The 14,254-nt window shown below is 57.6% G+C and carries 12 protein-coding genes; 3 read left to right on the plus strand and 9 right to left on the minus strand.

All coding sequences use genetic code 11. The features are described 5' to 3' along the window. Positions 1-2 precede the first annotated feature (2 nt). The 4 genes from AABA21_RS28405 to AABA21_RS28420 all read right to left on the minus strand — a co-directional run bounded on the left by AABA21_RS28405 (position 3) and on the right by AABA21_RS28420 (position 4,067). Positions 3-1,244, minus strand: coding sequence for a beta-ketoacyl-[acyl-carrier-protein] synthase family protein (locus tag AABA21_RS28405; protein ID WP_338255423.1), 1,242 nt, complete (start codon positions 1,242-1,244; stop codon positions 3-5). Continuing rightward, positions 1,237-2,541, minus strand: coding sequence for a beta-ketoacyl-[acyl-carrier-protein] synthase family protein (locus AABA21_RS28410; protein WP_338255425.1), 1,305 nt, complete (start codon positions 2,539-2,541; stop codon positions 1,237-1,239). The genes AABA21_RS28405 and AABA21_RS28410 overlap by 8 nt, the downstream gene beginning before the upstream one ends. A 15-nt stretch (positions 2,542-2,556) precedes the next feature. After that, a complete protein-coding gene (locus tag AABA21_RS28415; RefSeq protein WP_338255428.1) occupies positions 2,557-3,471 on the minus strand; it encodes an alpha/beta fold hydrolase in 915 nt (304 codons plus the stop codon). Positions 3,472-3,833: 362 nt separating this feature from the next. Then, positions 3,834-4,067, minus strand: a complete 234-nt coding sequence (locus tag AABA21_RS28420) for a hypothetical protein (protein ID WP_338255430.1) — start codon at positions 4,065-4,067, stop codon at positions 3,834-3,836. Positions 4,068-4,352: 285 nt separating this feature from the next. Here AABA21_RS28420 and AABA21_RS28425 point away from each other — a divergent pair, with 285 nt between their 5' ends. Then, the gene (locus AABA21_RS28425) at positions 4,353-4,820 is read left to right on the plus strand and encodes a nuclear transport factor 2 family protein (protein WP_338255432.1); all 468 of its coding nucleotides are present in this window, start codon (positions 4,353-4,355) and stop codon (positions 4,818-4,820) included. A 217-nt stretch (positions 4,821-5,037) separates the two neighbouring features. On the opposite strand, the gene AABA21_RS28430 is transcribed toward AABA21_RS28425, so the two are convergent. The 4 genes from AABA21_RS28430 to AABA21_RS28445 form a co-directional block, all read right to left on the minus strand. Beyond that, the gene (locus tag AABA21_RS28430) at positions 5,038-6,483 is read right to left on the minus strand and encodes an MFS transporter (protein ID WP_338255434.1); all 1,446 of its coding nucleotides are present in this window, start codon (positions 6,481-6,483) and stop codon (positions 5,038-5,040) included. A gap of 312 nt (positions 6,484-6,795) precedes the next feature. After that, the gene (cobA, locus tag AABA21_RS28435) at positions 6,796-7,629 is read right to left on the minus strand and encodes a uroporphyrinogen-III C-methyltransferase (protein WP_338255436.1); all 834 of its coding nucleotides are present in this window, start codon (positions 7,627-7,629) and stop codon (positions 6,796-6,798) included. After that, positions 7,616-8,320, minus strand: a complete 705-nt coding sequence (locus AABA21_RS28440) for a precorrin-2 dehydrogenase/sirohydrochlorin ferrochelatase family protein (RefSeq protein ID WP_338255437.1) — start codon at positions 8,318-8,320, stop codon at positions 7,616-7,618. The genes cobA and AABA21_RS28440 overlap by 14 nt, the downstream gene beginning before the upstream one ends. A gap of 34 nt (positions 8,321-8,354) precedes the next feature. After that, positions 8,355-10,109 carry an NADPH-dependent assimilatory sulfite reductase hemoprotein subunit gene (locus AABA21_RS28445; RefSeq protein WP_338255438.1) on the minus strand — a complete coding sequence of 585 codons (1,755 nt, stop codon included), beginning with the start codon at positions 10,107-10,109 and terminating at the stop codon, positions 8,355-8,357. Positions 10,110-10,744: 635 nt separating this feature from the next. On the opposite strand from AABA21_RS28445, the gene AABA21_RS28450 reads away from it, so the two are divergent. After that, positions 10,745-11,755 carry a hypothetical protein gene (locus AABA21_RS28450; protein ID WP_338255439.1) on the plus strand — a complete coding sequence of 337 codons (1,011 nt, stop codon included), beginning with the start codon at positions 10,745-10,747 and terminating at the stop codon, positions 11,753-11,755. Positions 11,756-11,821: 66 nt separating this feature from the next. On the opposite strand, the gene AABA21_RS28455 is transcribed toward AABA21_RS28450, so the two are convergent. Next, on the minus strand, positions 11,822-12,925 hold the full coding sequence (locus tag AABA21_RS28455; protein ID WP_338255441.1) for a Gfo/Idh/MocA family protein: 1,104 nt from the start codon (positions 12,923-12,925) through the stop codon (positions 11,822-11,824). Positions 12,926-13,377: 452 nt separating this feature from the next. On the opposite strand from AABA21_RS28455, the gene AABA21_RS28460 reads away from it, so the two are divergent. Next, positions 13,378-14,199 (plus strand): DeoR/GlpR family DNA-binding transcription regulator, encoded by an 822-nt coding sequence (locus AABA21_RS28460; RefSeq protein WP_338255442.1) that lies wholly within the window; start codon positions 13,378-13,380, stop codon positions 14,197-14,199. The last annotated feature ends 55 nt before the right edge of the window (positions 14,200-14,254 follow it).

The raw sequence follows: 14,254 nt of genomic DNA on the forward strand, positions 1-14,254 counted from the left end.
GGCTAGCTCTCCTTCCGTAGCGCCAGCGCGACATTGGCACCGCCCGCGCCGCGTCCACCGACGAGCGCTACCACTCGTTGTTCTGATAGCTGATATGCCTGGTCGCGCACCAGCCGCAGCCCATGCTGTGGATCGAGCTCCTCACAGTTGATCGTGGGCGGGATACAGCCATGCTTGAGGGCCAGTAGCGCCATAATGGCGTCGATGGCGCCGGCCGCCGCGTAGCTGTGGCCAAACATGCTGCGCGGCACGCTAGCTGGTATCTGTGGTAGGAACTCGCCGAACACCTGGCGTAGCGCCTCGCTCTCACCGCGATCCGATGCCGGAATGGCCCGGCCATCCAGGCTCAGGTAAGCCATCTCCTCGATGGGGATGTCGCCCAACGCCTGCTCAATGGCTCGGGCGTAGCGTGTACCATCATGTGATGGCGGCTGCAGCCCCAGGGCATCGGTGGTCTGCCCATAGCCCACGACCTCGCCATAGATGGTGGCTCCTCGCGCTCTGGCATGCTCATATTCTTCGAGGATACAGATGCCGGCCCCCTCAGCCAGGATCATCCCTGAGGCCCGGCGATCAAAGGGACGATAGCCCGCTGGATCGCTGCTGGTCACGTACTGGCCCTGCTGCGCCAGGATGAGCAGGATAAAGGGATTGAGAAAGGCCTCACAGCCTCCGGCGATGATGACGTCCGCTGTTCCACGCCGGATCGCTCGATAGGCCATCCCCAGCGCGTCGAGTCCGCCGACGGTATCGTTGACCGGCGTTTTGCAATAACCCTGGATGCGGTAACGGATCGCCGTCTGCCCCACGTTAGCGACATGCAGCCAGGCGATAGCCGTATAGGCGCTCATGAAGCGCGGCCCACGCTGGTAGAGCGACTCTATCTGCTGCAGCACAAACTCGACCCCGCCCATGGTATTGGCGATGACCGCCCCCACGCGTTCCGCGTCCTCCTGCTCCAATCGCAACCGCGCGTCCCGCAGCGCCTCATCGATGGCGGCCAGCGCGAAATGGGTCATGCGATCGGTGCGTAGCGCCAGCTTGCGCTCAATGTAGTCCTCAACCAGAAAGTCACGTACCACGCCCGCCACACGGATGGGAACATTTCCCTCGTGATGCAATGCGCTGATGCCCGAGGTCCCATTGCTGGTCGCGTTCCAGAAAGCCTGCTGCCCGATACCACTGGGCGACACCACCCCCAGACCGCTGACCACCACCCGTCTCTGTTGTCTCTGTTTATTCATGCCACCCATCCCAATCCACTCGCCCCAACAACAACGCACTATTGACGCCTCCAAAGCCGCTTGAATGGGTTACCGCCAGCCGCACGCTGGCCTCTCGTGCCTGATTGGGCACATAATCCAGGTCGCACGCGGGATCGAGCTCCTCCTGATTGATCGTTGGCGGAATCACCTGCTGATCCAGCACCAGAGCCGTCACAATGGTCTCGATGGCGCTGGCCGCCCCCTGGCTGTGTCCTATCATCGACTTGGTGGCGCTGATTGGGATGCGCGCCGCGTGCTCGCCCAGCACCGCCTTGTAGGCGGCGGTCTCCGCGCGCTCATTGGGGGGAGTCGAACTGCCATGGGCATTGATATAGCCGATCTCCTGCGGCGTTACCCCCGCCTCCTCCATCGTTTGTTGCAGCAGACGCTGCAGCGGCTGACCCTGGGCCGGCAGAGACGTCATATGGTAGGCATTGCTATTGGAGGCAAAGGTCACGATCTCCGCGTAGATATGGGCCTCACGTGCTAACGCGTGCTCTCGCTCCTCCAGAAGGAGGACCCCGGCCCCCTCGGCTAGCACAAAGCCGTCGCGCCTGTTGTCGTAGGGACGCGAGGCGCGGCTCGGTGTATCATTGTAGCCGGTGCTGAGCGCCCCCATCACGCAGAACACGTCCAGCAGCGCGTAGCTGATCGCCGAGTCCGTTCCCCCGGCCAGCATCAGGTCCGCCTCCTCCTCCTGAATAGCCCAGAACGCCTGCCCTATGGCGTCCGCGCCGGCGGAGCAGCCCGTGGCGATCACCAGGCTGGGACCATGCAGATGGTGGTGGGCCGCGATACTGCTGGCCGCCGCGTGCGACATCATCAGCGAGGCCGGTAGCGCCCCATCCTCTACCAGGCGCGGCGGACACGCTCCCTGGTCCGTCATGCGTACCCACAGGCGCTCCCCTTCCTCCAGGCAGGCTAGAGCCAGACCCATCATCACCCCTGTACGCTCGCGTTGCGCGTTGGTCAGCGCAGCGCCGATCTGAGCATCATCCAGTGCCATATTGGCGGCGGCCAGCGCGAACTGCGTGGCGCGATCCAGCGACGTAACCTCATCGGGGGTCAGGCCCAGCTGCAACGGATCGAAATCGGCGACCTCGCCCGCCACCTGTGACGGTAGAATTGAGGCATCGAAGCGCGTAATGCGCCGCAACCCAGAACGGCCAGCCAGGCAGGATTGCCAGAACGGTTCTTTTCCAATGCCATTCGGGGCTACTACTCCCAGGCCAGTAATCACAACGCGCCGTAATGGCGAATTCAGGGTTGCATCCATTCGCTTCTCCATGTGTTATTGCTGTAGTTGTTTAAGCGGACCTCTTCTGGTATTGCGTGCCGCCAGAAATGCCTCTATGAGGGGAGTCACTGTCTCGGCACGCGAATACATAAAGAAACGCTCCCTACCAGAAACGACGTGGTAGCCCGCGCAATTAGGTAAGTTCCGGGCCAGCCAGCGCGTCTTCGCCTCCGGCGAGAGGGCATCATCGGTACGATTAATTAAGAGAATGGGCATGGTCAGCCCTCTGAGGCGTTTGCGAATGTCAAAATTGTGGATGATGGGCAGAACTGAGCATTTATAGACGAACGGCCACTGGCTGATCTTGCAGAACTGTTCCTCGATCAGGTGACGAGGTAGCGCGGGCGCCGTATGGTTCTCCATGCTGTGCGACGTGATGTAGTTGATGACATTGGCGCGCAAAATAGATGCCGGCAACACGTATTCTACCGGCAGGCGATAGAACAGTTCATGCAGAAACCAGATAAAGGGATGCGGCTTAATGCGATAATCGGCCCCCTGGGCGATGATCGTCAGTGAGCGGCAGCGCTGCGGATAGCGCAGGGCGAACTCGAACAGCACCATGGCCGCGTCACCGTGCCCGATCAAGTCCGGGCACTCCAGCCCCAGGCCATCGAGCACCTGGCGCAACTCTTCCGCCCGATCATTGGGACCAAACGGCGTCTTGCGCATCTCCTGGCGGCGATACAGAATAACGCGCCGCGACTGGCTCATCTGGCGCACCTGGCGCGAATAGACAAACTCAAGGTGCTCCAGGATGGGCACAAATACCAGCGGCTCACCCCGGCCGATATCGATGAGCGGCAACTCGATCGTACCAATTGAACGTTGCTGCCAGAGCGATTCTATATAGTTCACATCCTCATGAAATGTTGCATCATCGATCCAGCGATCTGTCGAAGTGGTCAATGGTTGCCTCCCCTTATATGCATATCTGCTTTGCTCTGCGTCTGTGACTGTGCATGCATCCCTACTCTATACATATGGCATGGCAGAAGCTTCGCAATCACTAAACGCACGAACTCCATGATTCTACAGCATTACAATTTCGTGTCCCGGCCACAGGATACAAAAATACCCCCCCCACGCGTTGCCGGTGGCGATCTGCCAGGTGTAGAGTATGGCCTTACCATATTACTGTACCATTTTGGGTGAGTCAGCGGTATTTACAGGCCCTGATTGGGAGCGATTCATTTTTTAAAATCGGCACAATAAAGGCGCCTGAATGCTTCATATAGATCTTCAGACGCCTGGCTGGAATGCTGGTAATCCTACGTATGCCTCTTCTCAGAATCTTTTACCTTCTTCGCGGCTTGCTTCATCTCCTTCTCGGCCTGTGAGCGCGGAATCTTCTCGACCCCCTCTAGCTCGTCGCCGGAACGTTTGGGAGCGGCTTTCGCGGCCCTTTTCGCGGCATCGGAGAGTTCTTTCTTCTCTTGCTGCTTCTCTTTGCTTGAAATGGGCTCTGTCTTTACTTTGTCGTACTTACCCTTATTTGGATCCATATAGTCTTTCCTCCAGTGCAATTAACTACCATGCTGGAGAAATCCTTTTCACCTCAACGTATCCTTTTTTCTAACTTTGATGTACCGTACTTTGTAGACAAGCTTTGCATATGCACGCTCAATATGTATTGAGCCATATGAGAGTGTGAGCAATGCGTGGCTTTTATGTGACACGCATAGTCAGGGGTGAATGTTTCTCAGCCACACCGAGGACCATGTTGTCCGCTGGCAGATATATAATATAACAGAACTTAAGAACTTAAGAAGATAAGAAAGGGTAAAACCATGTCGCTCATCGATGAAAGTCAGTCGGATCAGGGCACGCCATCACTTGCCCGGCAGTGGATCGCGGCCTTTAATGCCCACGATGTGGAAGCGATTGTCGCTCTCTATCACCAGGATGCCGAGCTCAACGATGCCGGCATGAAATATCCGCGCCGTGGTAAGCAGGCCATTCGAGCCTGGTTCGAGCAGCGCTTCAGCAGCATGCCCACCATCACCTACACCCCCAACGAATATCTCTACACCAGCGAAACGCGAGCCGTCGTCACCTGGACCACCCACGGCCAGAGTCCCGCCCCTCGTAAGAGTCGCTGGCTCCGCTGGCTCTCGCGCCCATTCCAGGTCGACGGTGTCAGCGTCTTCATCCTCTCCGACGGCCTCATATCCCGGCAGCGCGGATATTACGACCACCTCACAGTCGTCCAACAGATCGTCCCCATGCTCCGCTGGCTCCTCCCCGTCCGCTTCTGACCGCGCGCCCCATATGCTCGGACCTCGCGTCCGATTTCCCCTCGGAGCACGATCACGATCGCCTGAAAAGTGGAGACAGAAGTTATCACAGATCTTTCAAACATCCAAAAAAAGTAAGTGCAGGGGTTCTCAGGGGCGATCAGCCCCTGAGAACCCCTGCACTTACTTTTTCTCTTGTGGTGCCGCCGCAGGCGGCACCACAGGGGTTATCCCCTGGTTATTTTGAGAAGAGCGTATGCTCTTCGGAGATTTCCTCCAGAGAGCGCCCTTTGGGCTCGGGCAGCGTCAACACCGTCAGGATGAGTCCCAGCACGGAGACGACGCCAGCGATCAGCATGGCGCCGGGCAGTTTGTACTGCGCCAGAACGATCGGGAAGGCCAGCGCTCCGATAAAGGCTCCCACCTTACCCAGCGCGGCGGCCAGACCATGGGCCGTGCTGCGTACCATCACCGGGAAGATCTCGGCCGGATAGACAAAGGTCGTCACGTTAGGGCCAAACTCGGTGAAGAAGTAGCTCACACCGTATGCCAGCAGGAACGGTACCGTGATTTCGGTCAACTGTGGCACAAAGGCCAGCAGCAGATAAGCCAGCGCCATCATGGCGAAGCCCACCATTTGAATCCATTTGCGGCCCAGACGGTCGATAGTGAAGGCGGCCAGCACATAGCCCGGCACCGCTGCCACCACGAAAATGATCAGTGTATAGAATGTATTGGTGATCAACTGCGCATGGGGGTTCAGCAACTTGAGAACTAAAGGACTTGAGATGGTGGTGCCATAGTAGGCGATATCCAGTAAGAACCACGTGCCGGCCGTGCCGACCAGCCATTTCAGGTAGCGTGGCGTGAAGAGCAGGTAGAGCCAGGATTTCTTCTTCTCTTGCTTCTTGCGCTCAACCTTCGCGACCTTCTTCTCTTGCACACGATCGTCGTTAGGTGAGCCGATGACCTGTCCCACCGTGCGTGTGGCCGCCTCAAGATCCCCGTTCATCGACAGGGCGAAGCGTGGAGTTTCGGCGATCTGACGACGCAGATAGAAGGTGCCCAGCGCCGGAATAGCACCGATACCCAGCATCAAGCGCCAGACCAGGTCATTGTCTAGATGCATACTCAGTAGAACGATAGCGATCAATGGAGCTAGCACCAGGCCAACGCCCTGCATGGAGAAGACCATGGTGATTAACTTTCCACGATCTTTGCGGTTGGCATACTCGCTCATCAAAGTCGCACTTAAAGGATAATCTCCGCCAATGCCCAATCCCAGGATGAAGCGGAAGATTAAGAGACAGATCAGGTTAGGTGCCAGGGCTGAGGCGATAGCTCCAGCGGCTAAGACAATCAGGGTAAAACCGTAAATGGCTTTGCGGCCAACGAAATCTGCAATGCGACCGAAGATGATAGAGCCGAGTGCCGCCGCGATCAATGATGTGCTGCCAATGAGAGAAACTTCAAATGTGTTCAGATGCCATAGTGGGGTCAGGATCGAGAGGGCAACCCCGATAATAAAGAGATCATAGGCATCTGTAAAAAAGCCCATACCCGAAGTAATCATGGCCTTCAGGTGAAAACCCGACAAGGTGCTGTTATCTAATTGTTCAAGCACAGCGTGCGAATGCGCACGATTAGTCGAATGCGTATTTAACGACTTATCTTCGACGATCATAAAATTATCGTCTCCTCGTTTAACATTTCCGGAAGGATAGGTTTAACAAACACATATCCCTCATCATTGTAGTGCCGCTATATTATCTAATTGTTAAGAGCATGTTAAATTGGTTAAATTATGCGGGAAATTCCACACCAGATGCTTTCGATAGACTTAGGTATCATACGTAAGGATCAGTCAAAAAGCCTCACGTAGGTCGCCTGTTTAAATAGAAAGAGGCTGGTGCGAAATCAGAGGAACACAGATTAATGATGGGGGAAGATCAATCACTATGGGGATGACAAAGAAGCAGGCGCACCGACATTTAGCTTATTCGGTGGTGCGCCCGGAGATCGATATATAGTGGGCCAGTGCCTCCCCGACGCTCACTACGGAGCCAATGATCGTGAGGGCCGGTGAATCTAACTGCGCCTCGGCGGCGCGCTGCGCGATGTCCGCTGCGGTCCCTGTGACCGTGCGCTGCTGCGGCGTTGTCCCTTCCTGGATGACCGCCGCCGGTGTCGTCGGGTCAAGCCCACCCTCGATTAACTGGCGCGTCACGTCGGGCAGAGCCTTGACCCCCATCAGCACGATCAAGGTCCCACCCAGGCTGGCCAGCGCCCGCCAGTTCACCGCTGGCGAGGCCGAGCGGCCCTTGTGTCCGGTAACGACCGTGAAGGATGTCGTATAGTCTCGATGGGTAACCGGGATGCCGGCGTAGGCCGGCACGGCGATGGCCGATGTGATGCCGGGTACGATCTCAAAGGGAATCTGCGCCTCCACCAGGGCCAGCGCTTCCTCGCCGCCACGTCCAAACACAAAGGGATCGCCACCTTTCAGGCGCGCTACGCTCAGTCCCTGCCGCGCCTGGCTCACCAGGATCGTGTTGATCTGCTCCTGGGGCATGCTATGGCAGCCGGGACCCTTGCCTACGTAGATCAGGTTCGCGTCTGACCGTGCCTCTCGCAGCAGATCTGGATTGATCAGGCGGTCGTAGAGCACGACATCGGCGCCGCGCAGGTAGCGCAGCCCCTTGACCGTCATCAGTTCGGGATCACCCGGACCAGCGCCGATTAAATAGACCCTGCCCACCGTCCCGTTATGTGATCCAGAGGCATCCAGCTGATGTCCCTGGCTAGCGGAGTCGCCCTCAATGCTTCTCATGCTGTGCCTCTTTAATGTCATGGATAATGGTCGATACGGGGATATCAATGTGGTAGCGCTGTAGCAGATGAGAGACACTGGCGCAAGCCTTCGCCTCATCCTGATCGATCAACAGATCCAGAATATCTGAGTGAAAGTATTCGCCAAAGAACTCGTCTCGCTGTGTGTAACTCAGGCCCCCCTGGCGTAGATACGTGCGCACAACAGAGGCCATGCGCATATAGGTCGCGTATTCCACCGGAAAGAGCTCCTCCAGCTGCTGGCGAATACGCTTCGCCAGGCCCGGGCTGGTCCCGCCGGTGGAGACAGAGATGGTTAATGGTCCCCGGCGCAGGATCGAGGGGACGATAAAGTTGCAGCGCGCTGGCAGGTCAACGATGTTCACCAGTTGGTTGTTCTGCTGCGCCTCCTGCCAGATCGCCTCCGCCAGTTCCGGCTCATAGGTCGCCGCCGCTACCACCACGAACGCGCCCGCCAGGTCCCCGTGCTCATACGCCTTCTGGCGTAGCGTCACGTTGGCATGGCCTGAAGCCAGCTCTTGCAGCTCGGAGCAGAACTCTGGATTCAGCACGGTCACGCGCGCGCCGGCGGCGCAGAGGGCCGCGGCCTTCTCGGCCGCGACCGCGTTGCCGCCCACAACCAGGACCGGTCGTTCGCGCACATCCAGCATCATCGGATAGTAGTCTGGCATCGTCCCTCTCTACCTTGCGTTCTCTTCTCGTCGTTTAGCGCGTCACCGGCTGGGCCGCTGCGCGCTCCTTCAACTGCTCAACGCCGATACGATTGCAGAAATCGCCGAAGCCCTCCCCATCCTCACGCTCATCGTGCCACAGCGTAAAGAGCGGATTCAGGACTGAGGGGATATCCTTCACGTTGACGTTCTGCGCATAGATCGTATTGAGGCGCGTATTCTGCCAGTCGCCGCCCACGTGCACGTTGTAGAGATCGCGCGAACGACCCACGAAGCCTACATCGCCCATGTAGGGACGCGCGCACCCGTTGGGGCAGCCCGTCATGCGGAAGCTGATCTTCTCACCGGCCAGTCCCAGTTCCTGCAGCTGGGCCTCCAACAACTTCACCACCCCCGGTAGGGCGCGTTCCGCCTCGGCCACCGCCAGTCCGCAGGTCGGCAGCGCCGGACAGGCCATCGCGTAGCGATAGGCGCCGATCGCCTCGGCATCGGTCTCGATGCCAAACCCCTGCAGCCGCGCCTCGATGGCCGCGCGCTGCGCCTCAGGAATATCGATCAACAGAATATTCTGCTGTGCCGTCAGGCGGATATTGGGACGGAACTCCTTGATTACGGTGCGCAGACCGCTCTTCAGCTGCAGCGTTTCCGTGTCCCTCAGCCGCCCGTTCTCGACGTGCAGGCCCAGGAACCAGTTGCCATCATGTTGCTGGTGCCAGCCCAGGTGGTGATCCACATCATGGAAGTGCACCTCGCTGGGATCGCTCAGCTGATAGCCCAGCCGCTCCTCCACCTGTTGACGGAACCAGGGAATGCCTCGCTCCTCCACCACGTACTTCATACGCGCATGGCGGCGATTGGCGCGATCTCCATAGTCGCGCTGCACCGTAATGATCGTCTCCGCCACCTTTAGCACCTGGTCAACCGACACATCGGCCAGTGGATTGCCCAGCCGTGGGAACGTCTCCTTCTTGCCGTGCGTCGCCCCCATGCCGCCGCCGATTACCGCCGTAAAGCCAATCAGCTGCTCATCCTCCACCCGCGCGATAAAGGCGATATCCTGCGTAAAGGCATCGATGCAGTTATCCCCTGGATAGAGTACGCCCACCTTAAATTTGCGCGGCAGGTAGGTCGTACCATACATCGGCTCCACGGTCTCCTCCGGCTCCTCGCTGGATGCTACCTTCTCGCCATCCAGCCAGATCTCATGGTAGGCCGAGCTCTTCGGAGCCAGGTGCATCGCCAGCTTATGCGCCATCTCCTGAATCTGCGCCTGCGCCCGACTCGACACAGGTGCCGGACAGGCCATCACATTACGATTTACATCGCCGCAGGCCGCCAGCGTCGACAGCAGCGACTTATTAATCTCATTGATCGTCGAGTGGATATTCCCCTTCAGGATGCCATGCAGCTGAAAGCTCTGACGCGTCGTAATACGCATCGTATGATTGCCATAGCGCTCCGACAGATCATCCTGCACCAGGTACTGATCGGCCGTCAAAGCCCCGCCAGGGATGCGCGACCGAATCATAAACTGATACGCCTTCTCAGCCCCCGCCGCCTTACGCGCCTGCCGAGCATCGCGATCCTCCTGCTGGTACATGCCATGGAACTTAATAAGCTGCACCTGATCCTCAGTAAAACGTGGCGTATCCTGAGCCAACTCCTCAACAATCTGGCCCCGCAAATAATTGCTCTCAACCTTAATATGCTCTACCTTACTCCCCTCACCTGGTCCCAGGTGCAAAAGAGTTTTGTCCAGTTCATTCTTATCCTGATCGGGTGTGCTCATTAAAATCTCCTTTGAGAGTTCTACCCCTGTCTGTCGCGATGCCGCCTCACTCGCCGCCCTGCGGGCGGCGGGAGAAAAAAGGAAAATGGTGGGGACACCCCACACCCCGGCAGGAGGGCCTCGCCGGCCCTCCTGCACCTCCCGCTTAAAGCGGGGATCAAGGGACAGCGAGCCCCTTGATAGGGATAGCCCCTTTTCCCCCCCCCGCAAGCGGGGATGCAAGGGGCGGCGAGCCCCTTGACGGGGATAGCCCCTTTTCCCCCCCGCAAGCGGGGATGCAAGGGGCGGCGAGGCCCCTTGACGGGGATAGCCCCTTTTCCCCCCCCCGCAAGCGGGGATGCAAGGGGCGGCGAGCCCCTTGACTGGGGGTTCCGGGGGCTGTGCCCCCGGCCCTTCTTCTTTTTTTCTCACTCGCCGCCCTGCGGGCGGCGAGTGAGGGAACCCCTCACATCCCCATATAGTCGCTTTATACTGCCATATATGGCAAAACTATCCCTTGCAATTTAGGCAACTATGTTGATATAGTAGATCAACAAACTAGTATTGTAATTACTATAAGGCCAGGGGATCACTCTGTCAACCTTTTGACGGTCATTAAACATTGAATTACATGAAATATGTAAGGAGTAAACACAATGGATTTTCTCCTCAGTTGCATCTCGACAAGGCATTCGATGTTGAAAAATCACTGGGCCCAGAACAAACAGGCGCAGCAAGAACAACAAACAGAATGCCCCGTCACTGTACTGGGTAGCCTGCAAAAGCCGAAGGATGACCAGGGTGGTCTGCTCTGTCTCCTCAACGACAAAGGTGAGGTTCAGGCCAGCCAGGAAATGTCGATGCCGGCCGGCATGGTCTCCACCGATGATGGTTTCCTGGTCGCGACCATGTACGAGGTCCATCGCGTCTCGCGTGACCTCTCCACGGTGCAGCCAACAACCATCAGTCTGCCATCATTCAACCTGTTGCATTCGCTATCGCGCAGCCAGCGTGGCTATCTTGTGGCCAGCACTGGCCTGGACGTCATTGTCGAGTTCTCTGAGAGCGGTGAGCGGCTCTGGGACTGGTGGGCGGTCGAGCACGGCTTCGAGCTGACCCCCGGCGGCGAGCCTCGTTATATCAATAAAGATGAAGACTATCGCGGCGTCAAGTTTGGTACCCTGGCCCAGACCACCCACGTCAACTCGGTCGCCGAACTGCCCGATGGCACCATTCTGGCGACCCTCTTCCACCAGGGAAGCGTGATCGCCATCGACCGCGCCAGCGGCAACTGGCGGACCGTGCTGGACGGCCTCGACCATCCCCACTCGGTTCGTATCCTCAACGAGGACTACATCACCATCGCCGATACCGGCCGGGGGCGCGGCCTCCTGGTCAATATCAAAGGACTGCGCGGAACCATCGAAGCCCAGGTGGATGCCCAGACGAACTGGCTGCAGGACTGCTCGTACGATTATCGCAACGACCTCTGGGTACTGGTCGATGGAAAGAATACGCGCATCGTTCTGCGCACCGGTACCGCCGGCGAAAAGCCTTATGGCCAGATCGATCTCAATCCCGAATGGCGCCTGTACGAGGCTCTGCCGCTCGCGGTCGTCGATTCAAAACCCTTGTCTTCTCTAAGTATGGCACATGTTCAAATGTAGCACATACAGGTAGCAAGCAGGCATAGCACATATGCCTGCTTGCCTTTCCTTCACAATGAAATATTGCTACTCGTCGATCTGACCATCGGCCAGCCCGGTGGGTAGCGCCTGGGGGCGTTCGCAGGTGCTGCCCAGCTCAATATGCGTGCTCTCCAGCGAAGCATCCAGGTAGGCCTGCATGGCGTCCAGTACATGATATGCTAGCTCGCCATTGGCCCGGTGGGGTCGTCCGCTGCGGATGGCCTGCGCCATATCCGCCACGCCCAGTCCACGGCTGTTGCCGCTATAGCCATGGGTCAGCTCGACATCCTGCCACTGTGGATTCTGCGCTGTCCAGATCTTTACGGGTCCGCCGAAGGTATTGGGATCGGGCACGCTCAATGTCCCTTTGGTACCATAGATCTCGATCAGCGGCGCGTGGTGTTCCCACACATCGAAGCTGGTCACCAGAGTTCCCACCACCCCGCTGGCGAAATCCATCACGCCCGCGATATGCGTCGGCGTGTTAACCTGGATCTTCTGGCCGTTCTTTGGCTGACTGGTAATGGTGCGCTCGGAAAACGTTACGCGCGCCGAGCCAGTCACGCGCGTAATCGGACCCAGCATCGAGACCAAGGCGGTCAAATAGTAGGGTCCCATATCGAAGAGGGGGCCGCCACCAGGCTGGTAGTAGAAATCTGGATCTGGATGCCAGTGCTCGTGTCCATGACAGAGCATCGCTGCGCTGACCGCCACCGGCTGGCCAATGGCCCCATCATCGATCAACTTGCGGCACGTCTGCAGGCCACCACCCAGGAACGTATCCGGGGCGCTCCCGACCCGTACCCCCTTCGTCTGTGCCGCCTCCAGCACCTGGCGTCCCTCCTCCCGATTGACGGCCAGCGGCTTCTCACCATACACCGACTTGCCTGCCGCGATCGCGGCCAGCGCCACCTCGGCATGCACCTTCGGAATGGTAAGGTTGACCACGATCTCAATCTCCGGATCGGCCAGCAGCTCCTCGACGCTACAGGCGCGAGGAATGCCATAGGCGGCAGCCTGGCTGCGTGCGCGATTCATATCTATATCCGCGCACGCCACCACCTCGATATTCTCAAAACGTTTATTGGCCTCAAGATAAATACTACTGATCTTGCCACACCCTATGACACCTATCCTGGTTCTCGGCATGATGCTCCAACCATCCTTCTCATATTTATTTACGACCATCACAGGTTTCTAGCGAAAAACCGGGCGCATGATCTTTAATAAATAAAGCCGCCATAAAGCGGGGAGGTGCAGGAGGGCGGCAAGCCCCCTCCTGCCGGGGGTATGGGGGTGTCCCCCATACATCCTTCTCTCCCCTCTTCTCCCCGCCGCAGGCGGGGATACAAGAGATTTTTATGCTCGGTTAATAAAGTAAAAGATCATCGGACCGAAGCCACGCGAAATCTGCACTTAATGTGAAGTTTACACTATTTTTCCTCGGAATGGCAGGGTCTGTGGCGGGCAAAGCGGAAAAAACATAAGCCTTTATGCTTGCGATAATTTATATATATAAAAGGAATGAAACCTCACTTGACAAATGTACAGGTAATATGGTACCCAATAAGTGTACGTTTTGAAACAAAAGGAATTGTGAAATGTGTGTAAAAACTATCAAAACGAAAGGAAATGAAACTACGGAGCCTGGTACCCATACGACTTATGAGCGTCGAGAGCAGATTGCCCGTACCCTGGAGGAGCATCCCCGCCTCTCGGTACAGGACTTGAGCGAGCTCTTCCTGGTTTCGACCGTTACCATTCGTAAAGATCTGACCTGGCTGCAGGAGCGCCAGCTGGTTGTGCGTACCCATGGAGGCGCGATGCTGGCCCGTTCGAGGTGTGCTGAGCCCGCTTTCGATATCCGTAAACAATTACAAAAAATGGAAAAGGACCGCATTGGCCAGATGGCGGCTCAATTGGTGAGCGACGGCGACTCGATTGCTATCGATTCCAGCACGACCGCGCTGGCATTGACGCGTTACCTGCTGGGCAGACAGGAGTTGAGCATCATCACCAATGGTATTCGGGCGAGTATGGAGCTGGCCGGCCATCCCGGTATCTCGGTTCTAACGCCCGGTGGCATGTTGCGCCGCGAATCATTTTCGCTGGTGGGAAGCTGGGGCGCGGCCGTGCTGCAGCGCGTCAACATCCAGACCGCCTTCGTCGGCGCCCGTGGCTTGACTATGTGTGAAGGGCTGACCGAGGTCAACAGCGAGGAGATCGCGTTCAAACGAGCCATCATCGAGGCTGCGCGCGACGTTGTTGCCCTGATCGACCATACCAAATGGGGACATATGGCTTTCGCCACGTTTTGTGACATCAAGCGGCTGAAAATGGTGGTTACCGATGAATGGGCGCCCGCGCAGATGATCGACCAGTTGCGCGACGCAGGGATCGAGGTCTGGATAGCTAAGGCGTAGGTAGCCATGATTCATGTTTGAGTTATCTTGTTCTCATAAAGAGGATTATCTATAT

The organism is Dictyobacter halimunensis (assembly GCF_036245075.1).